General features: G+C 72.8%; 19 protein-coding genes. 10 read left to right on the top strand and 9 right to left on the bottom strand.

Going from position 1 to position 20,822, the window contains the following annotated elements; all coding sequences use genetic code 11:
• Positions 1-20: 20 nt before the first annotated feature.
• Positions 21-2,021, top strand: coding sequence for a DUF2207 domain-containing protein (locus ITJ64_RS07535; RefSeq protein ID WP_194680053.1), 2,001 nt, complete (start codon positions 21-23; stop codon positions 2,019-2,021).
• 60 nt (positions 2,022-2,081) lie between these two features.
• Here ITJ64_RS07535 and ITJ64_RS18870 read toward each other — a convergent pair whose 3' ends face one another.
• Together ITJ64_RS18870 and ITJ64_RS07545 are read right to left on the bottom strand one after the other, a co-directional pair.
• Entirely contained in the window at positions 2,082-2,564 is a 483-nt protein-coding gene (locus ITJ64_RS18870; RefSeq protein ID WP_228507736.1) for a DUF4190 domain-containing protein, read from the bottom strand.
• A gap of 130 nt (positions 2,565-2,694) precedes the next feature.
• The gene (locus tag ITJ64_RS07545; protein WP_194680054.1) at positions 2,695-3,963 is read right to left on the bottom strand and encodes an LCP family protein; all 1,269 of its coding nucleotides are present in this window, start codon (positions 3,961-3,963) and stop codon (positions 2,695-2,697) included.
• A gap of 220 nt (positions 3,964-4,183) precedes the next feature.
• On the opposite strand from ITJ64_RS07545, the gene ITJ64_RS07550 reads away from it, so the two are divergent.
• The 8 genes from ITJ64_RS07550 (at position 4,184) to ITJ64_RS07585 (ending at position 12,678) form a co-directional block, all read left to right on the top strand.
• Positions 4,184-5,314 (top strand): LacI family DNA-binding transcriptional regulator, encoded by a 1,131-nt coding sequence (locus tag ITJ64_RS07550; protein ID WP_194680055.1) that lies wholly within the window; start codon positions 4,184-4,186, stop codon positions 5,312-5,314.
• Positions 5,315-5,373: 59 nt separating this feature from the next.
• A complete protein-coding gene (locus tag ITJ64_RS07555; protein ID WP_370545082.1) occupies positions 5,374-6,690 on the top strand; it encodes an extracellular solute-binding protein in 1,317 nt (438 codons plus the stop codon).
• Positions 6,691-6,699: 9 nt separating this feature from the next.
• A complete protein-coding gene (locus ITJ64_RS07560; RefSeq protein WP_194680056.1) occupies positions 6,700-7,581 on the top strand; it encodes a carbohydrate ABC transporter permease in 882 nt (293 codons plus the stop codon).
• A gap of 47 nt (positions 7,582-7,628) precedes the next feature.
• Positions 7,629-8,462: a carbohydrate ABC transporter permease gene (locus ITJ64_RS07565; protein ID WP_173182891.1), complete on the top strand. Its 834-nt coding sequence runs from the start codon at positions 7,629-7,631 to the stop codon at positions 8,460-8,462.
• Positions 8,459-9,538, top strand: coding sequence for a glycosidase (locus ITJ64_RS07570; RefSeq protein ID WP_194680057.1), 1,080 nt, complete (start codon positions 8,459-8,461; stop codon positions 9,536-9,538). The genes ITJ64_RS07565 and ITJ64_RS07570 overlap by 4 nt, the downstream gene beginning before the upstream one ends.
• Before the next feature lie 34 nt (positions 9,539-9,572).
• Entirely contained in the window at positions 9,573-11,702 is a 2,130-nt protein-coding gene (locus tag ITJ64_RS07575) for a hypothetical protein (RefSeq protein WP_194680058.1), read from the top strand.
• Between the two features lie 77 nt (positions 11,703-11,779).
• Positions 11,780-11,935, top strand: coding sequence for a hypothetical protein (locus ITJ64_RS07580; protein ID WP_194680059.1), 156 nt, complete (start codon positions 11,780-11,782; stop codon positions 11,933-11,935).
• Between the two features lie 233 nt (positions 11,936-12,168).
• A complete protein-coding gene (locus tag ITJ64_RS07585) occupies positions 12,169-12,678 on the top strand; it encodes an FBP domain-containing protein (protein ID WP_194680060.1) in 510 nt (169 codons plus the stop codon).
• Positions 12,679-12,684: 6 nt separating this feature from the next.
• Here the strand turns inward: ITJ64_RS07585 and ITJ64_RS07590 are convergent, their stop codons facing one another.
• The 5 genes from ITJ64_RS07590 to ITJ64_RS07610 all read right to left on the bottom strand — a co-directional run bounded on the left by ITJ64_RS07590 (position 12,685) and on the right by ITJ64_RS07610 (position 16,687).
• A complete protein-coding gene (locus ITJ64_RS07590; RefSeq protein ID WP_194680061.1) occupies positions 12,685-13,497 on the bottom strand; it encodes an ABC transporter permease in 813 nt (270 codons plus the stop codon).
• Positions 13,494-14,498, bottom strand: a complete 1,005-nt coding sequence (locus ITJ64_RS07595) for an ATP-binding cassette domain-containing protein (protein ID WP_194680062.1) — start codon at positions 14,496-14,498, stop codon at positions 13,494-13,496. The genes ITJ64_RS07590 and ITJ64_RS07595 overlap by 4 nt, the downstream gene beginning before the upstream one ends.
• A complete protein-coding gene (locus ITJ64_RS07600) occupies positions 14,495-15,340 on the bottom strand; it encodes a DUF4097 family beta strand repeat-containing protein (protein WP_194680063.1) in 846 nt (281 codons plus the stop codon). The genes ITJ64_RS07595 and ITJ64_RS07600 overlap by 4 nt, the downstream gene beginning before the upstream one ends.
• A 113-nt stretch (positions 15,341-15,453) precedes the next feature.
• A complete protein-coding gene (locus tag ITJ64_RS07605; RefSeq protein ID WP_194680064.1) occupies positions 15,454-15,942 on the bottom strand; it encodes a histidine kinase in 489 nt (162 codons plus the stop codon).
• A 58-nt stretch (positions 15,943-16,000) separates the two neighbouring features.
• Positions 16,001-16,687 (bottom strand): GntR family transcriptional regulator, encoded by a 687-nt coding sequence (locus ITJ64_RS07610; RefSeq protein WP_194680065.1) that lies wholly within the window; start codon positions 16,685-16,687, stop codon positions 16,001-16,003.
• A 57-nt stretch (positions 16,688-16,744) separates the two neighbouring features.
• Here ITJ64_RS07610 and ITJ64_RS07615 point away from each other — a divergent pair, with 57 nt between their 5' ends.
• Complete coding sequence (locus tag ITJ64_RS07615; RefSeq protein WP_194680066.1) at positions 16,745-18,022, top strand: MFS transporter; 1,278 nt, start codon at positions 16,745-16,747, stop codon at positions 18,020-18,022.
• Between the two features lie 91 nt (positions 18,023-18,113).
• Here the strand turns inward: ITJ64_RS07615 and mgrA are convergent, their stop codons facing one another.
• Positions 18,114-19,142, bottom strand: coding sequence for an L-glyceraldehyde 3-phosphate reductase (mgrA, locus tag ITJ64_RS07620; protein WP_194680067.1), 1,029 nt, complete (start codon positions 19,140-19,142; stop codon positions 18,114-18,116).
• Positions 19,143-19,167: 25 nt separating this feature from the next.
• Positions 19,168-20,817 (bottom strand): amidohydrolase, encoded by a 1,650-nt coding sequence (locus tag ITJ64_RS07625; RefSeq protein ID WP_194680068.1) that lies wholly within the window; start codon positions 20,815-20,817, stop codon positions 19,168-19,170.
• Positions 20,818-20,822 lie beyond the last annotated feature (5 nt).

A 20,822-nucleotide genomic window follows, 5' to 3' on the forward strand; every position in this document is an offset into this window, starting at 1 on the left:
GCCGCGGGTAGGCTGGGCGCATGCGCACGCTCGCCCGGTTCCGGATGCTCGCCGCCCTCCTGCTCGTCGCCGCCCCCGCCCTGGCGGCCACCGAGGCGGCCGCCGCCGCCCCCGCTTTTGCCGCCGAGGCGCCCGCGCTCGCAGCGGCCCCCGTCGCCGTGCCGGCCGCGCCCGCCGCCGAGGCACTCGCCGCCGTGCCCCGCGACGTCAACGACTTCAGCTTCGACTCGTTCGACGCCCGCTACGACCTCGGCATCGATGACGACGGCCACTCGACGCTGCGCACCACCGAGACCTTCGTGGCGCGGTTCCCCGAGAGCGATCAGAACCGCGGCATCCAGCGGGCGATCCCCCGGGTCTACCAGGGGCATCCGACCGATCTCGAGCTGGTCTCGGTGACCGATGGCGACGGAACCCCGCGCGACTACGAGACCGAGACCGACGACGAGAACCTCGTCGTCACGATCGCGGCCGACGACTACGTGCACGGCGAGCAGACGTACGTGCTCACCTACACCCAGCGCGACGTCACGGCCTACTTCGCGAACACCGACGACGACGAGTTCTACTGGGACACCAACGGCACCCTCTGGAAGCAGCCCTTCACCGAGCACCGCACCACGACCGTCGTCGCCCCCGAGCTCGTCGACGCGCTGACCGGTGACACCGGCTGCTTCGTGGGCGAGGAGGGCTCGACCGCCCAATGCGAGATCGTCGAGGCGCAGGGTGACCCGACCGCCGAGTTCGGCACCGACACGGGCAGCGGCGCCGGCAGCGGCAGCGCGAACGACGGCACCGTCGAGATCGACGAGGCCATCGCCGACGGCGCGGCCGTCTTCACCACCGACAACCAGAACCTGGCCGCCGGCGAGAACGTCACGATCGGCATCGCCTTCGCCCCCGGCACCTTCACCGAGCGCGAGACCGGCTACCTCTCGGCGCCGTCGGGCTGGATCCAGCTCGTCGCGGTGGTGCTCGCGATCGCCACGGCGATCGCCGCCCTGGTCCACCGGCTCACGCGTCTCCGCGACGCGAAGGGCCGGCCGGTGATCGTGCCGGAGTACACGCCGCCGCGCGGCGAGGACCTGCTGATCGCCTCCGTGGTCACCAAGCGCACCAACCGGGCCGCGGCCGCGTCGTTCGTCGACTACGCCGTGCGCCGGGTGCTGCAGATCGTCGAGCAGACCGAGCCCGGCCTGTTCGGCCCCTCCACCCAGTACTGGCTGCAGCTGAAGTCGGCCGACACGCTGAACCCGAACGAACGCGAACTGGCGGCGGCCCTGTTCGGTCCGGGTCTCGCTCCCGGCAGCTGGCGCGAGCTGAAGAAGAAGGACGCGCAGCTCGCCAAGGAGATCTACGCCCTGCTGCAGAAGACCCGCAAGCGGGCCCGCACCGAGGGCTACCTCGGTCGCAGCGTCACCGGCATCGGTTCACTGCTGCTGATCGCGGCCATCGTGCTCGCGGCCGTGGGATTCGTGACCGGCATCGTCACGGGCGAGGCGGGGCTCGGCGGTGGCCTTCCGGTCCTCATGGTCGTGCTGCTGTTCGTGCTGATGGTGTTCACCGGCATCGTCGCGTTCCGCACGCCGCTCACGCAGAAGGGCGCCGAGCTGCGCGACTACATCGCCGGCATCGAGATGTACGTGAAGTGGGCCGAGGAGGAGCGCTTCCGGGTGCTGCAGAGCCCCGAGGGGGCACTCCGCACGGGCGTCGACGCACCCGACTGGGGCCAGGTGGTGAAGCTCTACGAGAAGCTGCTGCCCTACGCGGTGCTGCTGAACCTCGAGACCGAGTGGGCGAAGGTGCTCGGCACCTACTACGAGAGCCTCGGCAGCCAGCCCGACTGGTACGGCGGCAGCGGCGCCTTTAACGCGGCACTGTTCGCGTCGAGCATGTCGTCGCTCAGCTCCACGTCGGCCTCGGCCTACTCGGGCAGCTCGTCGAGCAGCTCGAGCGGATTCTCGGGCGGCGGCGGTTCGTCGGGTGGCGGCGGAGGAGGAGGTGGGGGCGGAGGAGTCTGACCCGACTCAGCTCCCCCGCCCCGGTCGAAAGGGGCGCGGGCTCGGCCCGCGCCTGACGGCCTAGTAGCCGTAGCCGGCGCCGGCGGCCGCACCGATCACGGCGAGGCCGGCGACCGCGACCCAGAAGAACGCCACGATGAGCCAGCCGGCCAGCGTCACGTAGCCCAGGATGAGGCCGGCGAGCGTGAGCCCGCGCCCGTCCTCGCCGGTGCGCTTGATCTGGTTCAGCGCGATGTGGCCGGTGATCACGGGCACGAGGCCGAAGCCGAGCACGCCGAGCACGAGGGTGATGATGCCCAGCACGTTGGTGCGGGGCTGGGCGGGCAGAACGGATGCCGGCTGCGCCGCGACGGGCTGGCCGGGGAAGGCGGGCGCGCCGCTCCCGGTGGCCGGCCCGGCGCCGGCGTAGCCGCCGGTGCCCGAGGTGCCGGGGCCCGAGGTAGGCGCACCGGCGCCGCCGGTGGTCTCCGCCTCGTCGAGGGGGATGACCGCGGTGGTCTGGGTGGAGGTGGTCTGGTCGGGGGTGGGGGTCGAAGTCGTCATGCTTCGACGCTACGCAGGGCCGGGCATCCGCTCATCGGACCACGGGCTCATCGCGGTGGTACCCGGGTCTGAGATCGACGGTGCCGCGTATCGCACCCGGGCACCACCACCCGGCCGGACGCCGCCGGCCTCAGTTGTCGTTCGGGTTCGCGCAGGTCTGCTGCGCGGCCGTCTGACCCTTCAGCCCCTCGATGACCTCGGGCGCCGCCTCGGTGGCCGGTGTGGCGGGCGCGGCGGTCGCGTCGGGAGCCGGAGTGGCGTCGGGCGCCGGCTCGACGGGAGCCGCCGGGTCCTCCACCACGGTCGAGCCCGTCGTGGTCGCGTCGGCCCCGAGCGTGAACGGCTGGTCGGCGACGATCTTCGCGAACATGGCGTCGGCCAGGTACTGGGCCGGCACCACCTTGTTCACGTCGTCCGGGTCCTCCTCGGAGGGGTACTGCACGAACACGATGTTGTTGAGGTCGACGTCCTTCAGGGTGAGCGCCAGCGACACCATGGCGTCGGGGCTCGCGAGCGACTGCGACGGCTTGATGTTCGACGCGGCCGCCCGGGCGAGGCCGTAGAGCTTGCCGAGGTCGCTCAGCGTGTCGGCGCTCTTCATGGTGCGCATGAGCGACGAGAGGTACTGCTGCTGCGAGCCGATGCGGGAGAGGTCGCTGCCGTCGCCGACGCCGTGCCGGTTGCGCAGGAACGCGAGCGCCATCTGGCCCTCGATCACGCTGGTGCCGGCGGGCAGGTCGAGGCCGGAGTCCGAGTCGAAGATGGGGGCCGTCAGGCAGACCGGCACGCCGCCGACGGCGTTGGTCATCTCGATCACGCCGTCGAAGGAGGTGGCGGCCGCGTACTGGATCGAGAGCCCGGTGAGGTTCGAGACCGTGTTCGCGACGCAGGCGATGCCGCCGCGCGCGTAGGCGTCGTTCAGCGGCTGGGCGCTCATGGCGTCGAAGGTCTCGCCCGTCTCCGGGTCCTGGCAGTCGGGGTGCGAGATCACCAGGTCGCGCGGGAAGCTGACGACCACGGCGTTCTTGTGGTCGGCCGAGACGTGCAGCAGGATGTTGACGTCGTTCAGCGTGGCGTCGCGCTCGCCGAAGCTGTCGCCCTGGTTCGGGTCGTTGTCGGTGCCGATGACGAGCATGTTGAAGCCGCCCTCGAACGCCGAGAGCAGGGGCGGCGGGGCCGGGGCCGCCTCGCCGTTGCTGATGTCGACGGCGTTCGCGGTGAACTGCGTGGTGACGCTGCTGACCGCGTAGGCGGTGATGGTGCCGACGCTCACGAGGGCGACGGCGGCGACCACCGCCAGGCCCTTCAGGGCCGTCGCGACAGGGGAGGAGCTGCGCAGCCGGCCGTGCCGCACGGGGCCTGAACTCGGGCGCCGGGGGCGTCGGTCGGTCTCGTTCACGCAGCTGTCCTTCGGTGTGGTGCGGGGGTCAGCGGTCGATCATATCCGAGCCTCCTATCACGTCATCGGGGATTCTCCCAGCCTCCCCGAGCCGTGTCGGGCGGCAGGATTCACCCGGTGACCCTCTTGCGGGGGTCACTAAACCGGTATAGTTTTGACCTAAACCGGTTCAACCGCGCTCGACGTGGAACCGGTCGAGGCGACCACGAGGAGGTGGACGATGAAGCGCAAGGCCACGATCACCGACGTCGCCCGGGCGGCGGGCGTCAGCAAGGGCCTCGTCTCGTTCGCCCTGAACGACCGCCCCGGCGTCTCGCCCGACACCCGCGACCGCATCCTCGACGTCGCCCGCGAGCTCGACTACCGGCCGAGCCTCAGCGCCCGGTCGCTCTCGACCCGAACCTCCTACGCGCTCGGGCTCGTCATCGCCCGCGACCCCGAGATCCTCGGGGCCGACCCCTTCTTCCCCTCCTTCATCGCGGGCGTCGAGCGCGTGCTCTCGACCGAGGGCCGCGCCCTGGTGCTGAGCGTGGTCGGTGACGACGCGCACGAGGAGACCGTGTACCGCACGTTCACCTCCGACTCCCGCGTCGACGGCATGTTCCTCACCGACCTGCGGCATGACGATCCCCGCATCCCGCTGCTGCAGTCGCTCGGCATGCCGGCCGTGACGCTGGGTGATCCGGATGCGCGGGCGGACGCCCCGGCGTCGGCCGACGGGTCGGGGCGCCCCGCGCATCCGTTCCCCTCCGTCGTGCTCGACGACACCCCGGGCGTGGTCGAGCTCGCCCGCCACCTCGCGGAGCTCGGCCACCGCCGCATCGCCCACGTCATCGGCCCGCGCCGCATGATGCACGCGACCCGCCGCGACGCCGCCTTCGCCGGCACGCTCGCCCAGGCCGGCTGCCCGGCTCCGATCGTCGTCGAGACCGATTTCACCGCGGCCGAGGGCGCCGCCGCCACCGAGCGGCTGCTCGACCTCGCCGACCCGCCGACCGCGATCGTGTTCGGCAATGACCCGATGGCCATCGCCGGCATCGGCATCGCCCACGAGCGCGGGCTGCGGGTGCCGCGCGACCTCTCGGTCGCCGGCTTCGACGACTCCGAGCTCGCCCGCTACGTCTTCCCCTCCGTCACCTCGGTGCGCTCCGACCCGCTCGTCTGGGGCGAGCAGGCGGCGCGCACGCTGCTGCAGCTCGTCGCCACCGGCTCGGCCGACGACGTCGCCCTGCCGCCGGCGCGGCTCGTCGTGCGCGCCTCCACCGGCCCTGTGCCAACGTCCACTGGCCCCGTGCCGACCCCCTCCGGCCCCGTGCCGTCCCCCTCCGGCCGCCCCGGCGGCGCCCACTGAACCGCCCTCCGGGGCCCACCGAATCGCGGCGACGACGCCGCCACCGAAAGGAGCACATCGTGAAGAACCCCTCAGTGCCGAGGAGGCTCACCCCTCGCCGCACCATCGCCCTCGCCGCCACCGTGGCGGCCGGCCTCGCCCTCACCGCCTGCTCGGGCGGCGGAGGCGGCGCGGCCTCCGACGACCTGACCGCGACCGGCCCGATCACCATCTGGTACTCCAACAACGAGGCCGAGGTCGGCTGGGGCAAGCAGATGGTCGAGGCCTGGAACGCCGAGCATCCCGACGAGGAGGTCACCGCTCAGGAGATCCCCGCCGGAAAGTCGAGCGAAGAGGTCATCGGCGCCGCGATTACCGCCGGCAACGCCCCCTGCCTGGTGCTCAACACCGCGCCGAGCGCGGTCGGCCAGTTCGAGAAGCAGGGCGGGCTGGTGAACCTCTCCGACTTCCCCGACGGCGCCTCCTACATCGAGGAGCGCTCCGGCGACCTCGCGAAGCAGTACCAGAACGCCGACGGCGACTACTTCCAGTTCCCCTGGAAGTCGAACCCCGTGGTCATCTTCTACAACAAGGACCTGTTCGCGAAGGCCGGCATCGACGCCGAGAACCCGCCGCTGTCGACCTACGACGACTTCCTGGCGACCTCGAAGAAGCTGGTGGATGCGGGGGTCGCCCCGTACGCGATCCAGCCGGCTCCCACGAGCGAGTTCTTCCAGATGCAGTTCGACTTCTACCCGCTCTACGCGGCGGCGACCGGCGGCACCCAGCTCGTCGAGGACGGCAAGGCCACCTTCGCCGACGACGCGGGCTACGAGGTGGCCCAGTTCTGGCGCGACCTCTACGACCAGGGCCTCTCGGGCCAGGAGCAGTACCAGGGCGACTCCTTCGCCGACGCGCAGGCCGCGATGGCCATCGTCGGACCGTGGGCGATCTCGGTCTACGAGGGCGTGAACTTCGGTTCCGTTCCGGTGCCGACCCCCGAGGGCACCCCGGCGGATGAGACCTGGACCTTCAGCGACGCGAAGAACATCGGCCTGTTCTCGGCCTGCGAGAACAAGGGCACCGCCTGGGAGGTGCTGAAGTTCGCGACCAGCCAGGAGCAGGACGGCCAGTTCCTCGAGGCCACCGGCCAGATGCCGCTCCGCCAGGACCTGCCGACCGTCTACGCCGACTACTTCGCCGCCAACCCGGCCTACGTGGCCTTCGGCGACCAGGCCAGCCGCACCGTCGAGGTGCCGGCCGGACCGAACACGGTGCAGATGATGCAGACCTTCCGCGACGCGTGGAGCAAGTCGGTCATCTTCGGCGAGGGCGACGTGAAGACCGCCCTCGACGACGCGGCCTCCAGCATCGATACTCTCGCCACCCAGCCGTAGGAGGCGCTGATGAAGCGCATCCTCGGCCGGCAGCCGCTCGGACTGCTGTTCAGCTCGCCGTACCTGGCGTTCGTGATGGTCGTGTTCGCCTTCCCCATCGTCTACGCGGTGTGGATCTCGTTCCACGACTTCTTCTTCGCCGCCCCCGGCGCGGAACCTGCCCGGCCCTTCGTGGGGCTGGACAACTACGTCGCCGCCTTCTCGAACCCCGCGGTCATCCGCTCGTTCGGCAACGTCGGCGTCTTCCTGATCATCAACGTGCCGCTCACCGTGGTACTGGCGCTGCTGCTCGCGACGGCGCTGAACAAGGTGGTGCACGCCCGTACCTTCCTGCGGGTGAGCTACTACGTGCCCTACGTCACGGCGAGCGTCGCGGTGGTGGCGGTGTGGCTGTTCCTGTTCAACGGCAACGGGCTGGTGAACAGCATGCTCGGGCCGCTGGCGCCCGACCCGTCGTGGCTGATCAACGACAAGCTGGCGATGCCGATCATCGCCCTGTACGTGACGTGGAAGCAGCTGGGGTTCTACATCCTGCTGTACCTCGCCGCGCTGCAGAACGTGCCGAAGGAGCTCTACGAGTCGGCGGAGATGGACGGCGGCGGCAAGGTGCGGCAGTTCTTCTCGGTCACCGTGCCGGGCGTGCGGCCGGCGACCCTGCTGGTGCTGCTGATCTCCACGGTCACCGGCGCCAACCTGTTCACCGAGCCGTACCTGCTCACGGCGGGCGGCGGACCGAACGGCGCCTCGGCGTCGCCGGTGCTGATGATGTACCAGCTGGGCATCCAGCAGGGGCAGCCCGACGTGGCCTCGGCCATCGGCATCGTGCTGGTGCTCGGGGTGCTCGTGATCGCGTTCATCCAGAACCGCTTCGTCGGGGAGAGGGAGTCATGACGACCGTCCAGAAAGCGCCCGCCACCCGTCGGGCGAGGGTCGGCGGCATGAGCCGCTTCCAGACGGTGCTGCGCGGGGTCGTGCTCGCGCTCGGCGCCGTGGTGTTCCTGTTCCCCTTCTACTACATGGTGGTCGGGGCGCTGCAGACGAAGCCCGACCCGACGCTCGCCGGAGCGTTCCCGAACCCGTCGAACCTCTCGTTCGACAACTTCGTGAACGTCAACGAGCGCATCGACCTCGTCAGCGGGCTGGTCAACTCGGGCATCTTCACCGGCGGGGTGCTGCTGTGCACCGTCGTGTTCGGAGTGCTCGTGGGCTACGCCCTCGCGATGCTGGAGTGGCGGGGCCGCAAGGCCACGTTCGCGCTGGTGCTGCTGGTGCAGGTCATCCCGTTCCAGCTGCTGCAGATCCCGCTGTACGTGCTGATCGCCCGGGACTACGGTCTCGCCGACACGCACCTCGGCATGATCCTGCCGTTCGCCATCAACTCCACCGCGGTGATCATCTTCCGGCAGTACTTCCTGCAGCTTCCGAAGGAGCTCTTCGAGGCGGCCCGGATCGACGGGGCGGGCGAGCTGCGCCTGCTCTGGAGCGTGGCGCTGCCACTCGTGCGGCCGGCGCTCGTCACCGCCGTGCTGCTCACCTTCATCGGCCCCTGGAACGAGTTCCTCTGGCCGTTCCTGATCACCAAGGACGCGTCGCTGCAGCCGCTCGCCGTGTCGCTCGCCAACTACATCTCCACGGTCGCAGCGTCGACCGACAACCCCTTCGGCGCGATCCTCGCCGGCGCGGTGGTGCTCGCGGCCCCGGTGGTCGTGCTGTTCATCGTGTTCCAGCGCTACTTCGTGTCGAACGAACTCGGATCCGGAGTGAAAGGATGACCATGCCCACCACCACCTCGACGAACGTCCCCTACCGCCTCGAGCGCGCCGGCATCGTGATGGAGCCGGAGCCCGGCAACGAGCTGGAGGCCGAGGGGGTGCTGAACCCCGGCTCCGGCCACGACGCCTCGGGTGCGCTGTACCTGCTGCCCCGGCTCGTCGCCACCGGCAACGTCTCCCGGGTCGGCCTCGCCCGCGTCCTCGTCTCCGACGAGGGCGTGCCGGTCGGCGTCGAGCGCGAGGGGGTCGTGCTGGCCCCCGACCGCGGCTTCGAGCGCGGCGCGAACAACGCCGGTGTCGAGGACCCGCGCGTGACGTTCATCCCGGCCCTCGGCCTGCACGTCATGACCTACGTCGCGTACGGGCCGCTCGGCCCGCGCACCGCGATCGCCGTCTCGGACGACCTGCGGGAGTGGCGCCGCCTCGGCCCCGTCACCTTCACCTACGACGACGCCCTCGACATCGACCTCGGCCTGTTCCACAACAAGGACACGGTGTTCTTCCCCGAGCCCGTCACCGCCCCCGACGGAACCCCGTCGTACGCGGTGCTGCACCGCCCCATGTGGGACCTCGGCGAGACGCGCCCCGGCGAGGGCGTTCGCCTCCCGGCGGGGGTGACGGATGCCCGGCAGAGCATCTGGATCAGCTACGTGCCCGTGGAGGCCGTCGAGCGCGACCTCGCCGAGCTCACGCGCTGGACGCGGCACCGCTTCCTCGCGGGCCCCGAGTTCGACTTCGAGGAGGTGAAGATCGGCGGCGGGCCGGCACCCCTCCGGGTGCCCGAGGGCTGGCTGCTCATCCACCACGGCGTCACCGGCGTGATCGACAACGCCTTCGCGCAGCAGCAGAGGGTGAACTACGCGGCCGGCGCCATCCTGCTCGACGGCGACGACCCCTCGAAGGTCATCGCCCGCACGGCCGTGCCGCTGCTGGCGCCCGAGACCGAGGAGGAGCGCAGCGGCATCGTGCCGAACGTCGTCTTCCCCACCGCGATCGAGGAGATCGACGGGCAGCACTTCGTCTTCTACGGCATGGCCGACTCGAAGATCGGCGTCGCCCGGCTGCTGCACACCTAGACCGACCCACCCCCCTCACTGGAAGGCGCATTCGATGACGAGCACGCTGAGAACGAGACGAACGACGGCCGCCCTGGCGGCCCTGGCGCTGGTGGCGGGGGGTGCGGCCGTCGCGGCCCCGGCGTCGGCGGCTCCCGGCACCCCGGCCGCCGGGAGCCCACCGGGTGCGCTGACCAATACGGCGCACCTCGACTTCCTGCTCGACGAGGTGAGCCCGGCCGCGGTCGAGGGTCACTCGAGCTACCGGCTCGACGCCGACCCGTCGCTCACGCTGCCCTGGACCTATGCCGACGCCCGCGACGCCGGCACCTTCGAGCGCGTCGGCGGTGGGCCCCTCGACCCCGCCACGGGCGACTACGGCCAGGGTGCCTTCAACAGCGACGACGTCTCCCGTGCCGCCGTGGTCTACCTGCGGCACTGGCAGCAGACGGGCGACGAGGCCAGCCGCGAGAAGGCCTACGAGGTGCTGCGCGCGCTCGCCTACTTCCAGACGACGACCGGAGCCGACACCGGCAACGTGGTGCTCTGGATGCAGCCCGACGGCGAGCTGAACCCGAGCGCCGAGCCGGTCGAGCTGCCCGACCCGAGCGACTCCGAGGAGAGCTACTGGCTGGCCCGCTCGCTCTGGGCCCTCGGCGAGGGCTACGCGGCGTTCCGCGACAGCGACCCCGCGTTCGCGGCGTTCCTGCAGCAGCGCCTGCAGCTCGGCGTCGCCGCGGTCGACCGCGAGGTGCTCGACCGCTACGGCGAGTACGAGCAGGCCGACGGCGTCGAGGTGCCGGCCTGGCTGATCGTGAACGGGGCGGATGCCACGGCCGAGGCCGTGCTCGGCCTTTCCGCCTACGTCGAGGCCGCACCCGGCGACGAGGCCGTGCGCGACAGCACGGCGAAGCTCGCCGAGGGCGTCGCGGCGTACGCCGGCATCACCGCAGGTGCCTCGGGGGAGGCGGCACGCGGCTCCGGCGGGGCGGGTTCGAGCGGGGACGCCGCCCAGTCGTGGCCCTACGGTGCGGCACTGCCCTGGGCGGAGTCGCGGTCGATGTGGCACGCCTGGTCGTCGCAGATGGCGGGAGCCCTGGCGCGCGCATCCGTCGCCCTGGACGATGAGAGCCTTCGGGCGCCCGCGATCGTCGAGAGCGCCCAGTTCGCGCCGACCCTGCTCACCGCGGGCGGGCCCGACAACGGCTGGTACCCCTCGCCGACCGAGCGGGTGCAGATCGCCTACGGCGCCGACTCGCGCGTGCAGAACCTGCTCGCCACGGCCGACGCCGCCGGCCTGCCGGGTCTCGCCGACCTCGCGGGCGTGCAGGCGGCCTGGTTCTTCGGGCTCAACCCGGCGGCCGAGCCCATGTACGACCCGGCCACAGGGGTGACCTACGACGGCATCCAGCCCGACGGGTCGATCAACCGCAACTCGGGCGCCGAGTCGACGATCCACGGGCTGCTGTCGATGCTGGCGCTGGATGCCCATCCCGACGTCGCGGCGCTGGCGACGTCGCTCACCACGCTCGAGGCCCGCGACGGGCTCACCGTCGTCGAGGCCGAGACCGCCGGATCGGGCGGCACGGTCGGGACCCCGGAGTCGAGCTGGACGGGCGAGTCGTCGTGGAGCGGCTCGTACCTCGCGGTGGCGAAGGGGCAGACGGCGAGCCTCGCGCTGCCCGCGCCGGCCTCGGGGCAGGCGGCGGACCGCATCGTCGAGCCGGTGCTGTGGCAGGTGGAGAAGGGCGGCACGACCCCGACGCCCAAGTCGCAGTGGAAGGCGGGGAACAAGCCGCTCGGCACGGTGAAGGCCGAGGTGGGGCCGCAGGGCATCACCGCGGTTCCGGGCGCGCTGCTGCCGGTGGCGCTCGACCGGCTCGTGCCGGCGGGTACCTCGGCGCTGACCGTGCGCGGCATCGGCGGCGAGACGAAGATCGACGCACTGCTCGTGCGGCCGACGGTGTCGAGCCTCCGCGCATCGGGCGCGAACGGCGGCTCGGCGGCGCTGGTGCAGAACTCGCTCGCCTCGGCCCAGGACGCGGTGGTCGGCTCGGCCGGCAGCGCGCAGACCCTCAGTGTCTACGACGGCAGCGGGGCGCTGGTCGCCACGCAGTCGATCGACGGGCCCACCACGGTGCGGCTGCCGGCGGCCGGGTTCGCGCTGGCGCTGGCGACCGACTGAGTGTTTGGCAGTAAATGAGCGGACTGGGGCAGTCCTGCCACTCGTGGCGGGATTGCCCCTTCCGTAGCGTTGCTGCCATGACCTTCTTCTTCGTGCTCCTCGTCCTGGCGGCCGTCGCGGTCGTCGCCTCGGTGGTCGTCGTGCTGCGTGACGGCTACCGCCGCGTGCCGGTCCGTGCCGGCTGCGCCACGGCACCCGCCCTCGGCCCCGACGAGAAGTGGACGGCCGGGTGACGTCGACCCGGGCGTAGACTTCTCAGCGTGCATCCGCTCGTCTCGCGCCCCTCAGGGGCACCCCTCACGGCCTCGGGCCGGCAGGAGGTCGTCGGCCGCTCGGCCGGCGGCAGGTAGAGCCGTTCCCTCTCGCGCACCTTCGGCACCCCGGTGCCGCCTGGCGCGGCCTGTCGCCGCGCCCTGAACGAGACCAGCCCGCGGCCGCGTGCCCGGGCGACCGGAACAGGATGACCATGACCCCCTTCACCGACGCGCAGCTGCGTGCCTCCTTCGTCAACACCTCCCAGCGCGAGCGGGCCGGCATCGTGCTGCCCGGCGCGGCCGGCGGCCCCGGTGCCCTCGCCGAGCTCCGCTGGGACGATCTCGACTACCTCGGCTGGCGCGACCGCCGCCAGCCCCAGCTCGGCTACGTCGTGGCCGATGTCGACGGCGAGCCCGTCGGCGTGCTGCTGCGCCAGGCCGAGGCCTCGACCCGCAGCCGGCCGCAGTGCTCGTGGTGCGACGACGTCACGCTGCCGAACGACGTCGTGTTCTTCGGCGCCAAGCGCGGCGGGCGGGCCGGGCGCAACGGCGACACGGTCGGGGCACTCGTCTGCGACGAGTTCCAGTGCTCGGCGAACGTGCGGAAGCTTCCGCCGCTCGCCTATCCGGGCTTCGATCGCGACGCGGCGCGGCTGCAGCGCATCGAGGGGCTCCGGATGCACGTGCGGGCGTTCGCGCTCGGCATCCGCGACAGCGCCTGACGCCGCTCAGCGCACCGAGCGGCGCTCGTACAGGATGCGCGACCACACGTACCCGCCCACCGCGAGCACGAGGCACCAGCCGACCGCGAGCACCGGGCTCCAGCCGAGCGGCGTGCCGAGCAGCAGCCCGCGCAGGGTCTCGATGATCGGCGTGAACGGCTGGTAGGCGGCGAAGCCCTGCAGCCAGCCGGGCATCGAGTCGGCGGGCACGAAGCCGCTGCCGAGGAAGGGCAGGAAGGTCAGCACGAGGGGGAGATTGCTCGCCGTCTCGACCGACTTCGCCTGCATGCCCATGGCGACGCCGAGCCAGGTGATCGCGAAGGCGGTCAGGGCGAGCACCCCCGCGACGGCGACCCACTCCAGCGGCCCGGCGGTCGGGCGGAAGCCGATCGCGAGGCCGACGCCGAGCACGAGCGCCACGGCGATCAGCGCCTGCAGCGTGTTGCCGAGCACGTGCCCCGCGAGCACCGCCGACCGGGCGACCGCCATGGTGCGGAAGCGGGCGGTGATGCCCTGGGTCATGTCCATCGAGACGGTGGTGGCGGTGCCGCCGGCCGTGCCCGCGATGGTGATGGCCAGGATGCCCGGCAGCACGTAGGCGAGATAGGCCTCCCGCCCGCCCGCCGGGTCGACCCCCGGCAGACCTGCGCCGAGGGTGCCGCCGAGCACGAACACGAACAGCAGCAGGATGACGACCGGGCCGATGATCGTGAAGATCGACAGGCCGGGGTAGCGCACCATGTGCAGCATCGTGCGGTCGAGCATGGTGACCGCGTCGGCGATCACGTGGGACGGCCGCTGCGGAGTGATCGTCGTCATGATGCCGATCCCTTCGTCGTGCCGGCCCCGGTCAGCGCGAAGAACACGTCGTCGAGGTCGGGGGTGCGTATGCTCAGGTCCTCGATCGCGACGCCGGCCGCGTCGAGGCGGTCGAGCACGGTGCGGAGGGTGCCCGTGCCGCCGTCGCTCGGGACGGTCAGCACGAGGGAGGAGTCGTCGCGGGCGGCGCCGGGGAACAGGGTGGCGGCGGAGTCGTAGGCGGGAGCATCCGCGAATCTCAGGCGCAGGTGGCCACCGGGCACGAGCCGTTTCAGCTCCTCGGGGGTGCCCTCGGCGACGATGCGGCCGCCGTCGAGCACCGCGATGCGGTCGGCCAGGGCGTCGGCCTCGTCGAGGTACTGCGTGGTGAGCAGCACGGTCGTGCCCTCGGCGACGAGCTCGCGCACGATGCCCCAGAGGGTGCGGCGGCTGCGCGGGTCGAGGCCGGTGGTGGGCTCGTCGAGGAAGATCACGGCGGGCCGCTCGACGAGGGTCATCGCGAGGTCGAGGCGGCGCTGCATGCCGCCCGAGTAGGTGGCGAGCGGCTTGCGAGCGGCCTCGACGAGGTCGAACTGCTCGAGCAGCTCGGTCGCGCGGGCCTTCGCGGCGCGGCGGCCGAGGTGGCGCAGGCGGCCCATCAGCAGCAGGTTCTCCTCGCCCGTGAGCAGGGTGTCGACGGCCGAGAACTGTCCGGTCAGGCCGATGGATGCGCGCACCGCGGCCGTGGCCCGCACGACGTCGTGGCCCGCGACCGTGACGGAACCGGCATCCGGTCGCACGAGGGTCGAGAGGATGTGCACCGCGGTCGTCTTGCCGGCGCCGTTCGGGCCGAGCAGGGCGGTGACCGTGCCGGGTGCCACCGTGAGGTCGACGTCGTCGAGCACGACCTTGTCGCCGTAGGACTTGCGGAGGCCGCGCACCTCGATGGCGGGGGTGATGGCGGTGCCCCCTGCCGTGGCTGCACCTCGCGCGGCGGCTGCGGAGGCGGCCGGGCGGGTCATCGGGCCCTCCGGATGGTGATGTCGCCGAACTGGGTGCGGGCGCGCACCGCGACGGTCTGCTCGCCGGCGGCCGGGGCGTGGTCGCCCTCGAGTCCGTTGCGCACGTGGCCCTCCTTCGACGCGAGGTCGAGCCAGGCCGGGATGCCCGCCCGCACCCCGATCGTGAGCTGGCCGTAGCCGCTGTCGACCTGGATCGAGCCGCTCGACACCTCGTGCAGCTGCACGCTGCCGTAGGCGGTGCGGCCGGTCACCGAGGCGAGCGCCCGGGTGATCTCGAGGTCGCCGTAGGAGAGCTTCGCATCGACGTCGCCGCCGGACTCGCCGATCGTGACCGTGCCGTGAGAGGCCTTGAGCAGGGTGTCGCCGCTCACCGCCCCGAGCCGGATCTGGCCGTGGTCGGCGGTGATCTCGGCCGAGCCCTGCGCGGCGGCGACCGTGACGTTGCCGTGGCCGGCCCGCACCCAGAGGTCGCCGGTGGAGTCGAGCTCGACCCAGCCGGTGGAGCTCTTGACCCGGGTGGCGCCGAGTGGGCCCGAGCTGCGCACGCCGCCGACGGCGATCTCGGCCGTCAGCCGCGACCCCGCCGGGAGCTCGACGCGGAGGTCGACGGATTCGGTGGGGCCGATCCAGCTGAGGCGCGGCTTCGGGCCGGTGACCGTGAGGCGGGTGCCGTCGAAGTCGACCCGCGTCTCGTCGGCGCCGCGCCGGTCGACGGCCTTGGCGGGATTGGTGGGGGTGACCGTCACGACGGTGTCGGCGCGGTCGGAGGCGACGACGTCGATCGCGCCGACGGGCAGGTCGATCGCGAGGTCGATGGGGGAGGGGGTGTCGAAGACAGGCATGCTGAAGCGACCCTTTCTGGGCGTGGAGGAGTGGAGGAGGGCGCGACCGATCGACCCCGCGGCGGGCGGGGCTCGGCGATGTGGTGGGGCGGTTGTGGGGTGGGTGCGGTGAGCTATCGCGCCCAGCCGGCGAAGTTGTCGCCGGTGCGGAGGCTGCGCTGCGCCGAGCGGCGCTGCTTGGGCTGGAGGGCCGAGGCGACCGCGCGCACCAGCCAGGTGTTGACCGACAGGCCGTCGGCCGCGGCGGCGTCGTCGACCTGGGACTTCAAGGCGTCGGGCAGGCGGAGCGTGGTGCGGGAGGTGCTCGCGTCGTTCAGGTCGACGGTCGCACCGGGCTGCTCGTCGGGCTCGGCCTCGGCACCGGGTGCCGTGACCACGAACTCGACCTCGCGGCCGCGCAGGCGGAGGTCGACCGATCCGGGGGCGAGGTCGCGCGTGATCTCGCCGGCGGCGGCCGACAGGGCGTCGAGCAGCACGATCCGCGTCGCCGCGTCGAGCCCGGCCGCGATCCGCTCCGCGACGGCCCGGGTCTCGCCCGTGCCGTTCTCGGCGGTGTCGGTGAGCTGACGCTGCAGCTCGGTGACGTACTGTCCGATGTCCATGTCACCACTATGACACCACAGTGGTGTCACGTCAACACCGTTGTGGTGTCAGGTGGTGTCAGGCCGGCGTCGACTCCACGATCGCGATGCCGCGGCCGCGCATCCGTCGCCGCTCGTCGGTGAGGTGCGCGAGGATGCGGTCGCGCGTGCCGCGGCCGTGCGCCACCACCAGGTCGCGGGCGCGCTCGCCGTCGCGGGCGGCCAGCGCCTGGACGATCGCGAGGTGCTCCCGGCGGGCGGAGGCGCGCGACTCGGCGGTGCGCACGTCGAGCCAGCGGGTGCGGCTGAGCCGCGTGAGCACGTCGCGCATCGCCTGCACGAGGAACGGGTTGCCGCCGAGCCCGGCGAGCGCGAGGTGGAAGGCGTCGCCGGCCCGCACCCCCGCCTCCTCGTCGTCGCCGCCCGGTGCTTCCGCGCGGGCGAGCTCGGCCAGGGCCTCGAGCTCGTCGTCGGTGGCGCGGGTCGCGGCGAGCAGCGCGATGGCGCCCTCCACGGCCTCGCGGTACTCGGCGACCGCCCGCACCTCGGTGAGGTCGATCGGCGTCACCTGCCAGCCCCGGCCCTCCCGCCGCACGAGCCCCTCGGCCTCCAGCCGCATCAGCGCCGCCCGGATCGGCGTGCGCGACGCCCCGAGCAGCCCCTCGAGCCCGCGTTCGCTCAGACGCTCCCCGGGCACCTGGTCGAGGTTCAGGATGCCCGCCCGCAGCACCGCGTAAGGGCTCCGCCCCGCCTCCGCCATCATCATCCCCGTTTCCCGTCAACTGGTATACCATCACGGTACCCCATCAGAACGGAGCCGTCCATGTCCGCGCCCCACTCACTCCGAACCTCCCGAACCACGGTTCCCGCCGGTGCCTGGCGGATGCTCGGGCTCGGGGTCGCCGGGCAGTCGGCGGGCACCTTCCTCGTCAGCACCCCGGCCTTCCTGATCCCGTACCTGCACGTCGAGCAGGGCGTCGCCCTGACCACCGCCGGCTGGCTCGCGGCGGCGCCGACGATCGGCATGGTGCTCACGCTGGTGGCCTGGGGTGCGCTCGCCGACCGACTCGGGGAGCGCGGGGTGATCGCCGGCGGGCTGGCCCTCACGGCCGTCTTCGCCGGGCTGGCGGCATGGGCGGCGTCCGCGCCGGGAGCCCTGGCCGCACCGGGGCTGCTCGTGCTCTTCCTCGTGCTGGGTGGAGCGGCGTCGGCCAGCACGAACTCGGCCAGCGGCCGGGTGGTCGTCGGCTGGTTCCCGCGCGAGCGGCGCGGGCTGGCGATGGGCATCCGGCAGATGGCGCAGCCGCTCGGCACCGCCGTCGCCGCCCTCGTGGTGCCGCCGCTCGCCGCGAGCGCCGGCTTCGGGGCGCCGCTCGCCGTGGCGGCGGTCGCCGCGGCGCTCCTGGCGGTGGGGTGCGCCCTGGGCATCCGCAACCCGCCCCGCCCGGCCACCGCCGCCGCGCCCGCCCCTGCCAGCGGCACTGCCGCCGCGTCGGCCGCGGGCCCGGAGCGGTCGGCGAACCCCTACCGGCGCGATCGGTTCCTGGTGCGCATCCACGCGGTGTCGGTGCTGCTCGTGCTGCCGCAGTTCACGCTTTCGACGTTCGGGCTGCTCTGGCTGGTGGCCGGGCTCGGGGTCGAGCCGCTCGTCGCCGGGCTCGTGGTGTCGGTCTCGCAGTTCGTGGGCGCCGGCGGGCGCATCGCGATCGGCGCGCTGAGCGACCGGGTCGGCAGCCGGGTGCGAGTGCTCCGCGCCGTGTGCGTCGCCGGCATCGCGCTGCTGGCCGCGATGGCGGTGCTCGGCGGGTTGCAGCTCACGGTCGCCGCGGCCATCGTCTTCGTGCTGGCCACCACCGTCAGCGTGGCCGACAACGGACTGGCCTTCACCTCGGTCGCCGAGGCCGCCGGCCCCGCGTGGGCCGGCCGGGCGCTCGGCGTGCAGAACACCGGCCAGTTCCTCGCGGCCTCGGCCGTCGGCCCGGGAGTCGGCGCTCTCATCGCGCTCGTCGGCTACCCGTTCGCGTTCGCGCTGGTCGCGCTCGCGCCCCTCGCGGCGCTGCCCCTCGTGCCCCGCCGAGACGCCGACCGCACGGCGGCCTGACCGCGGCTGCCCGTCGCCCGGCCAGCCACACCGCCGCCCACACCGCCGCCCGCACCGCCGCCCGCACCGCCGCCCGCGAGAGCGAGCAGCATCACCCCACCTGCGACGACGCCGCCCACAGGTCGATGTCCCGGTCGCCCGCGAACTCGTCGATCGCCGCCAGCTCCTCCGCCGAGAACGCCAGGTTCTGCACGGCTGCCAGGTTGTCGTCGAGCTGCCGAACCGACGACGCCCCGATCAGCACGCTCGTCACCCGCTCGTCCCGCAGCGCCCACGACAGCGCCAGCTGCGCCAGTGTCTGCCCGCGCCCCGACGCGATCTCGTTCAGCCCGCGCACGCGGGCCAGGGTGTCGTCGCTGAGCATCCGCGTCGACATCGAGCCCTCGCGGGCCGCCCGCGAGTCGTCGGGCACGCCGTTCAGGTAGCGGTCGGTGAGCAGCCCCTGTGCGAGCGGCGAGAAGGCGATGCAGCCCACGCCGAGCTCGCCGAGGGTGTCGATCAGCCCGTCCTCGATCCAGCGGTTGAACATCGAGTACGAGGGCTGGTGGATCAGCAGCGGCGTGCCGAGATCGCTCAGGATGCGCGCCGCCTCCCGCGTGCGCTCGGGCGAGTAGCTCGAGATGCCCGCGTACAGCGCGCGGCCCGACTGCACCGCCGTGTGCAGCGCGCCCATCGTCTCCTCGAGCGGGGTCTCGGGGTCGGCGCGGTGGGAGTAGAAGACGTCCACGTAGTCCACGCCCATCCGCACGAGCGACTGGTCGAGCGAGGCGAGCAGGTACTTGCGCGAGCCCCAGTTGCCGTACGGCCCCGGCCACATGTCGTAGCCGGCCTTCGTCGAGAGCACGATCTCGTCGCGGTGCGCGGCGAAGTCCTCGGCGAAGATGCGCCCGAAGTTCGTCTCGGCGCTGCCGTAGGGCGGGCCGTAGTTGTTCGCGAGGTCGAAGTGCGTCACCCCGGTGTCGAACGCCCGCCGCAGGATCGCCCGCTGCGTCTCGATCGGCTTGTCGTCGCCGAAGTTCTGCCACAGCCCCAGCGACACCGCGGGCAGCTTCAGCCCGCTCCGCCCCACGCGGCGATAGGGGAAAGACTCGTACCGGTCAGGGTCGGCGACATAGCTCATCCCCCCATCCTGCCCCGACGCGCCGTCAGGCGGGGGCGCCTCCGACGTAGGTGGCGGTGACGCGGGCCTCGCCGAGCGCGTCGGAGGGCAGCTCGAAGAGGTCGCGGTCGACGACCGCGAGGTCGGCGAGGTAGCCCGGCGCCAGGCGGCCCGTCGTGCTGCCGCGGCCGTTCGCGTGCGCGCTGCCGGCCGTGAAGCCCGCGAGCGCGGTCGCCAGGTCGAGGGCGTCGACCATTCCACCGAGCGGTTCGGGCGCCGCGTCGAAGCCGGTGCGGTTCACCGCCACGTGGACGGCCGCCAGCGGGTCGGCCGTCGACACCGGCCAGTCGCTGCCGAACGCGAGCGCCGCTCCCGCCCGCGCCAGCCGCCCGAACGGATAGGTGCGCGACAGCGCGTGCGCCGGCAGGAACGGCAGGCACAGCTCGAGCAGTTGCTCGTCGGTGCGCGCCCAGAACGCCTGCAGGTTCGCGATCGCCCCGACGGCGGCGAAGCGCGGGATGTCGGCCGGGTCGACGAGCTGCAGGTGCGCCAGCTGGTGACGGCGAGCGGATGCGCGGCCGCCGCCCGCCCTCAGCCCCTGCAGCGCATCCAGAGCCTGCGTCACCGCACGGTCGCCGAGCGCATGGAAGTGCACCGACAGCCCCCGCGCGTCGAGCGCCGCGACGTACCCGCCGAGCGCCGCCGGATCGATGAAGTCGATGCCCGACGACGGCGGGTGCACCCCGTAGTGCCCGTGGATCGAGGCGGTCCGGTTCTCGACGATGCCGTCGAGCATCATCTTCACCGTGTCGGCGAGGAACAGGGCGGGCTGCCCGAGCGCCTCCGCCTCGTCGCGCCGCGCGACCAGGCGGTCGATCTGCGACGCGCCCTCCGACCGCTCCCACCAGAGCGCGGCGGTGACCCGGGCGCGCAGCTCGCCCGACTCGACGGCCGAGCGGTAGACGGGGAAGGCGTCGACGAAGCCCAGCCCCGAGCCCACCAGCGCGTCCTGCCAGCCGGTGATGCCGAGCGAGAGGAGGTGCTCCTGAGCGGCGAGCAGCCCGGCCCGCGCGAGCGCCGCATCCGGAACCGGCTTCACGCCGTCGAGCAGGGTCATCGCGCCCTCGTGCAGGGTGCCCGACGGGGTTCCGTCGGCGGAGCGCTCGAGCAGCCCGTCGGCCGGGTCGGGCGTCGAGGCGGTGATGCCGGCCAGGGCGAGCGCGGTCGAGTTCGCCCAGGCGCTGTGGTGGTCGCGGCTGAGCAGCACGGCGGGCCGGCCGCCGGTCACGGCGTCGAGCGCCTCCCGGGTCGGTGCGCCGCCGGCGAAGTGGTCCATCGTCCAGCCGCCGCCGAGGATCCAGCTACCGGGCCCGTCCGTCGCCGGGTGCGCCGCCGCGTAGGCTCCGACGAGCTCCAGCGCGTGCGCCGCCGACACCGCTTCCGACAGGTCGCACTGCAGCATCTCGATCCCCGCGGGCAGCGGATGCACGTGCGCGTCCTGGAACCCCGGCAGCACGAGTCCCCCGCCCACGTCGACCCGCGTCACGGCCCGGCCGCCCTCGCCGGCCCGCGACCGCAGCTCCCCGGCCTCGCCGACCGCCACGATCACCCCGTCGCGCACGAGCACCGAAGCGGCCCGACTGCGCTGCATCCCCGCGGTGAAGACCGACCCGTTCTCGAACAGGAGCTCCATCATCTGCC

Source organism: Herbiconiux sp. VKM Ac-1786, assembly GCF_015350805.1.
Taxonomy (GTDB): domain Bacteria; phylum Actinomycetota; class Actinomycetes; order Actinomycetales; family Microbacteriaceae; genus Herbiconiux.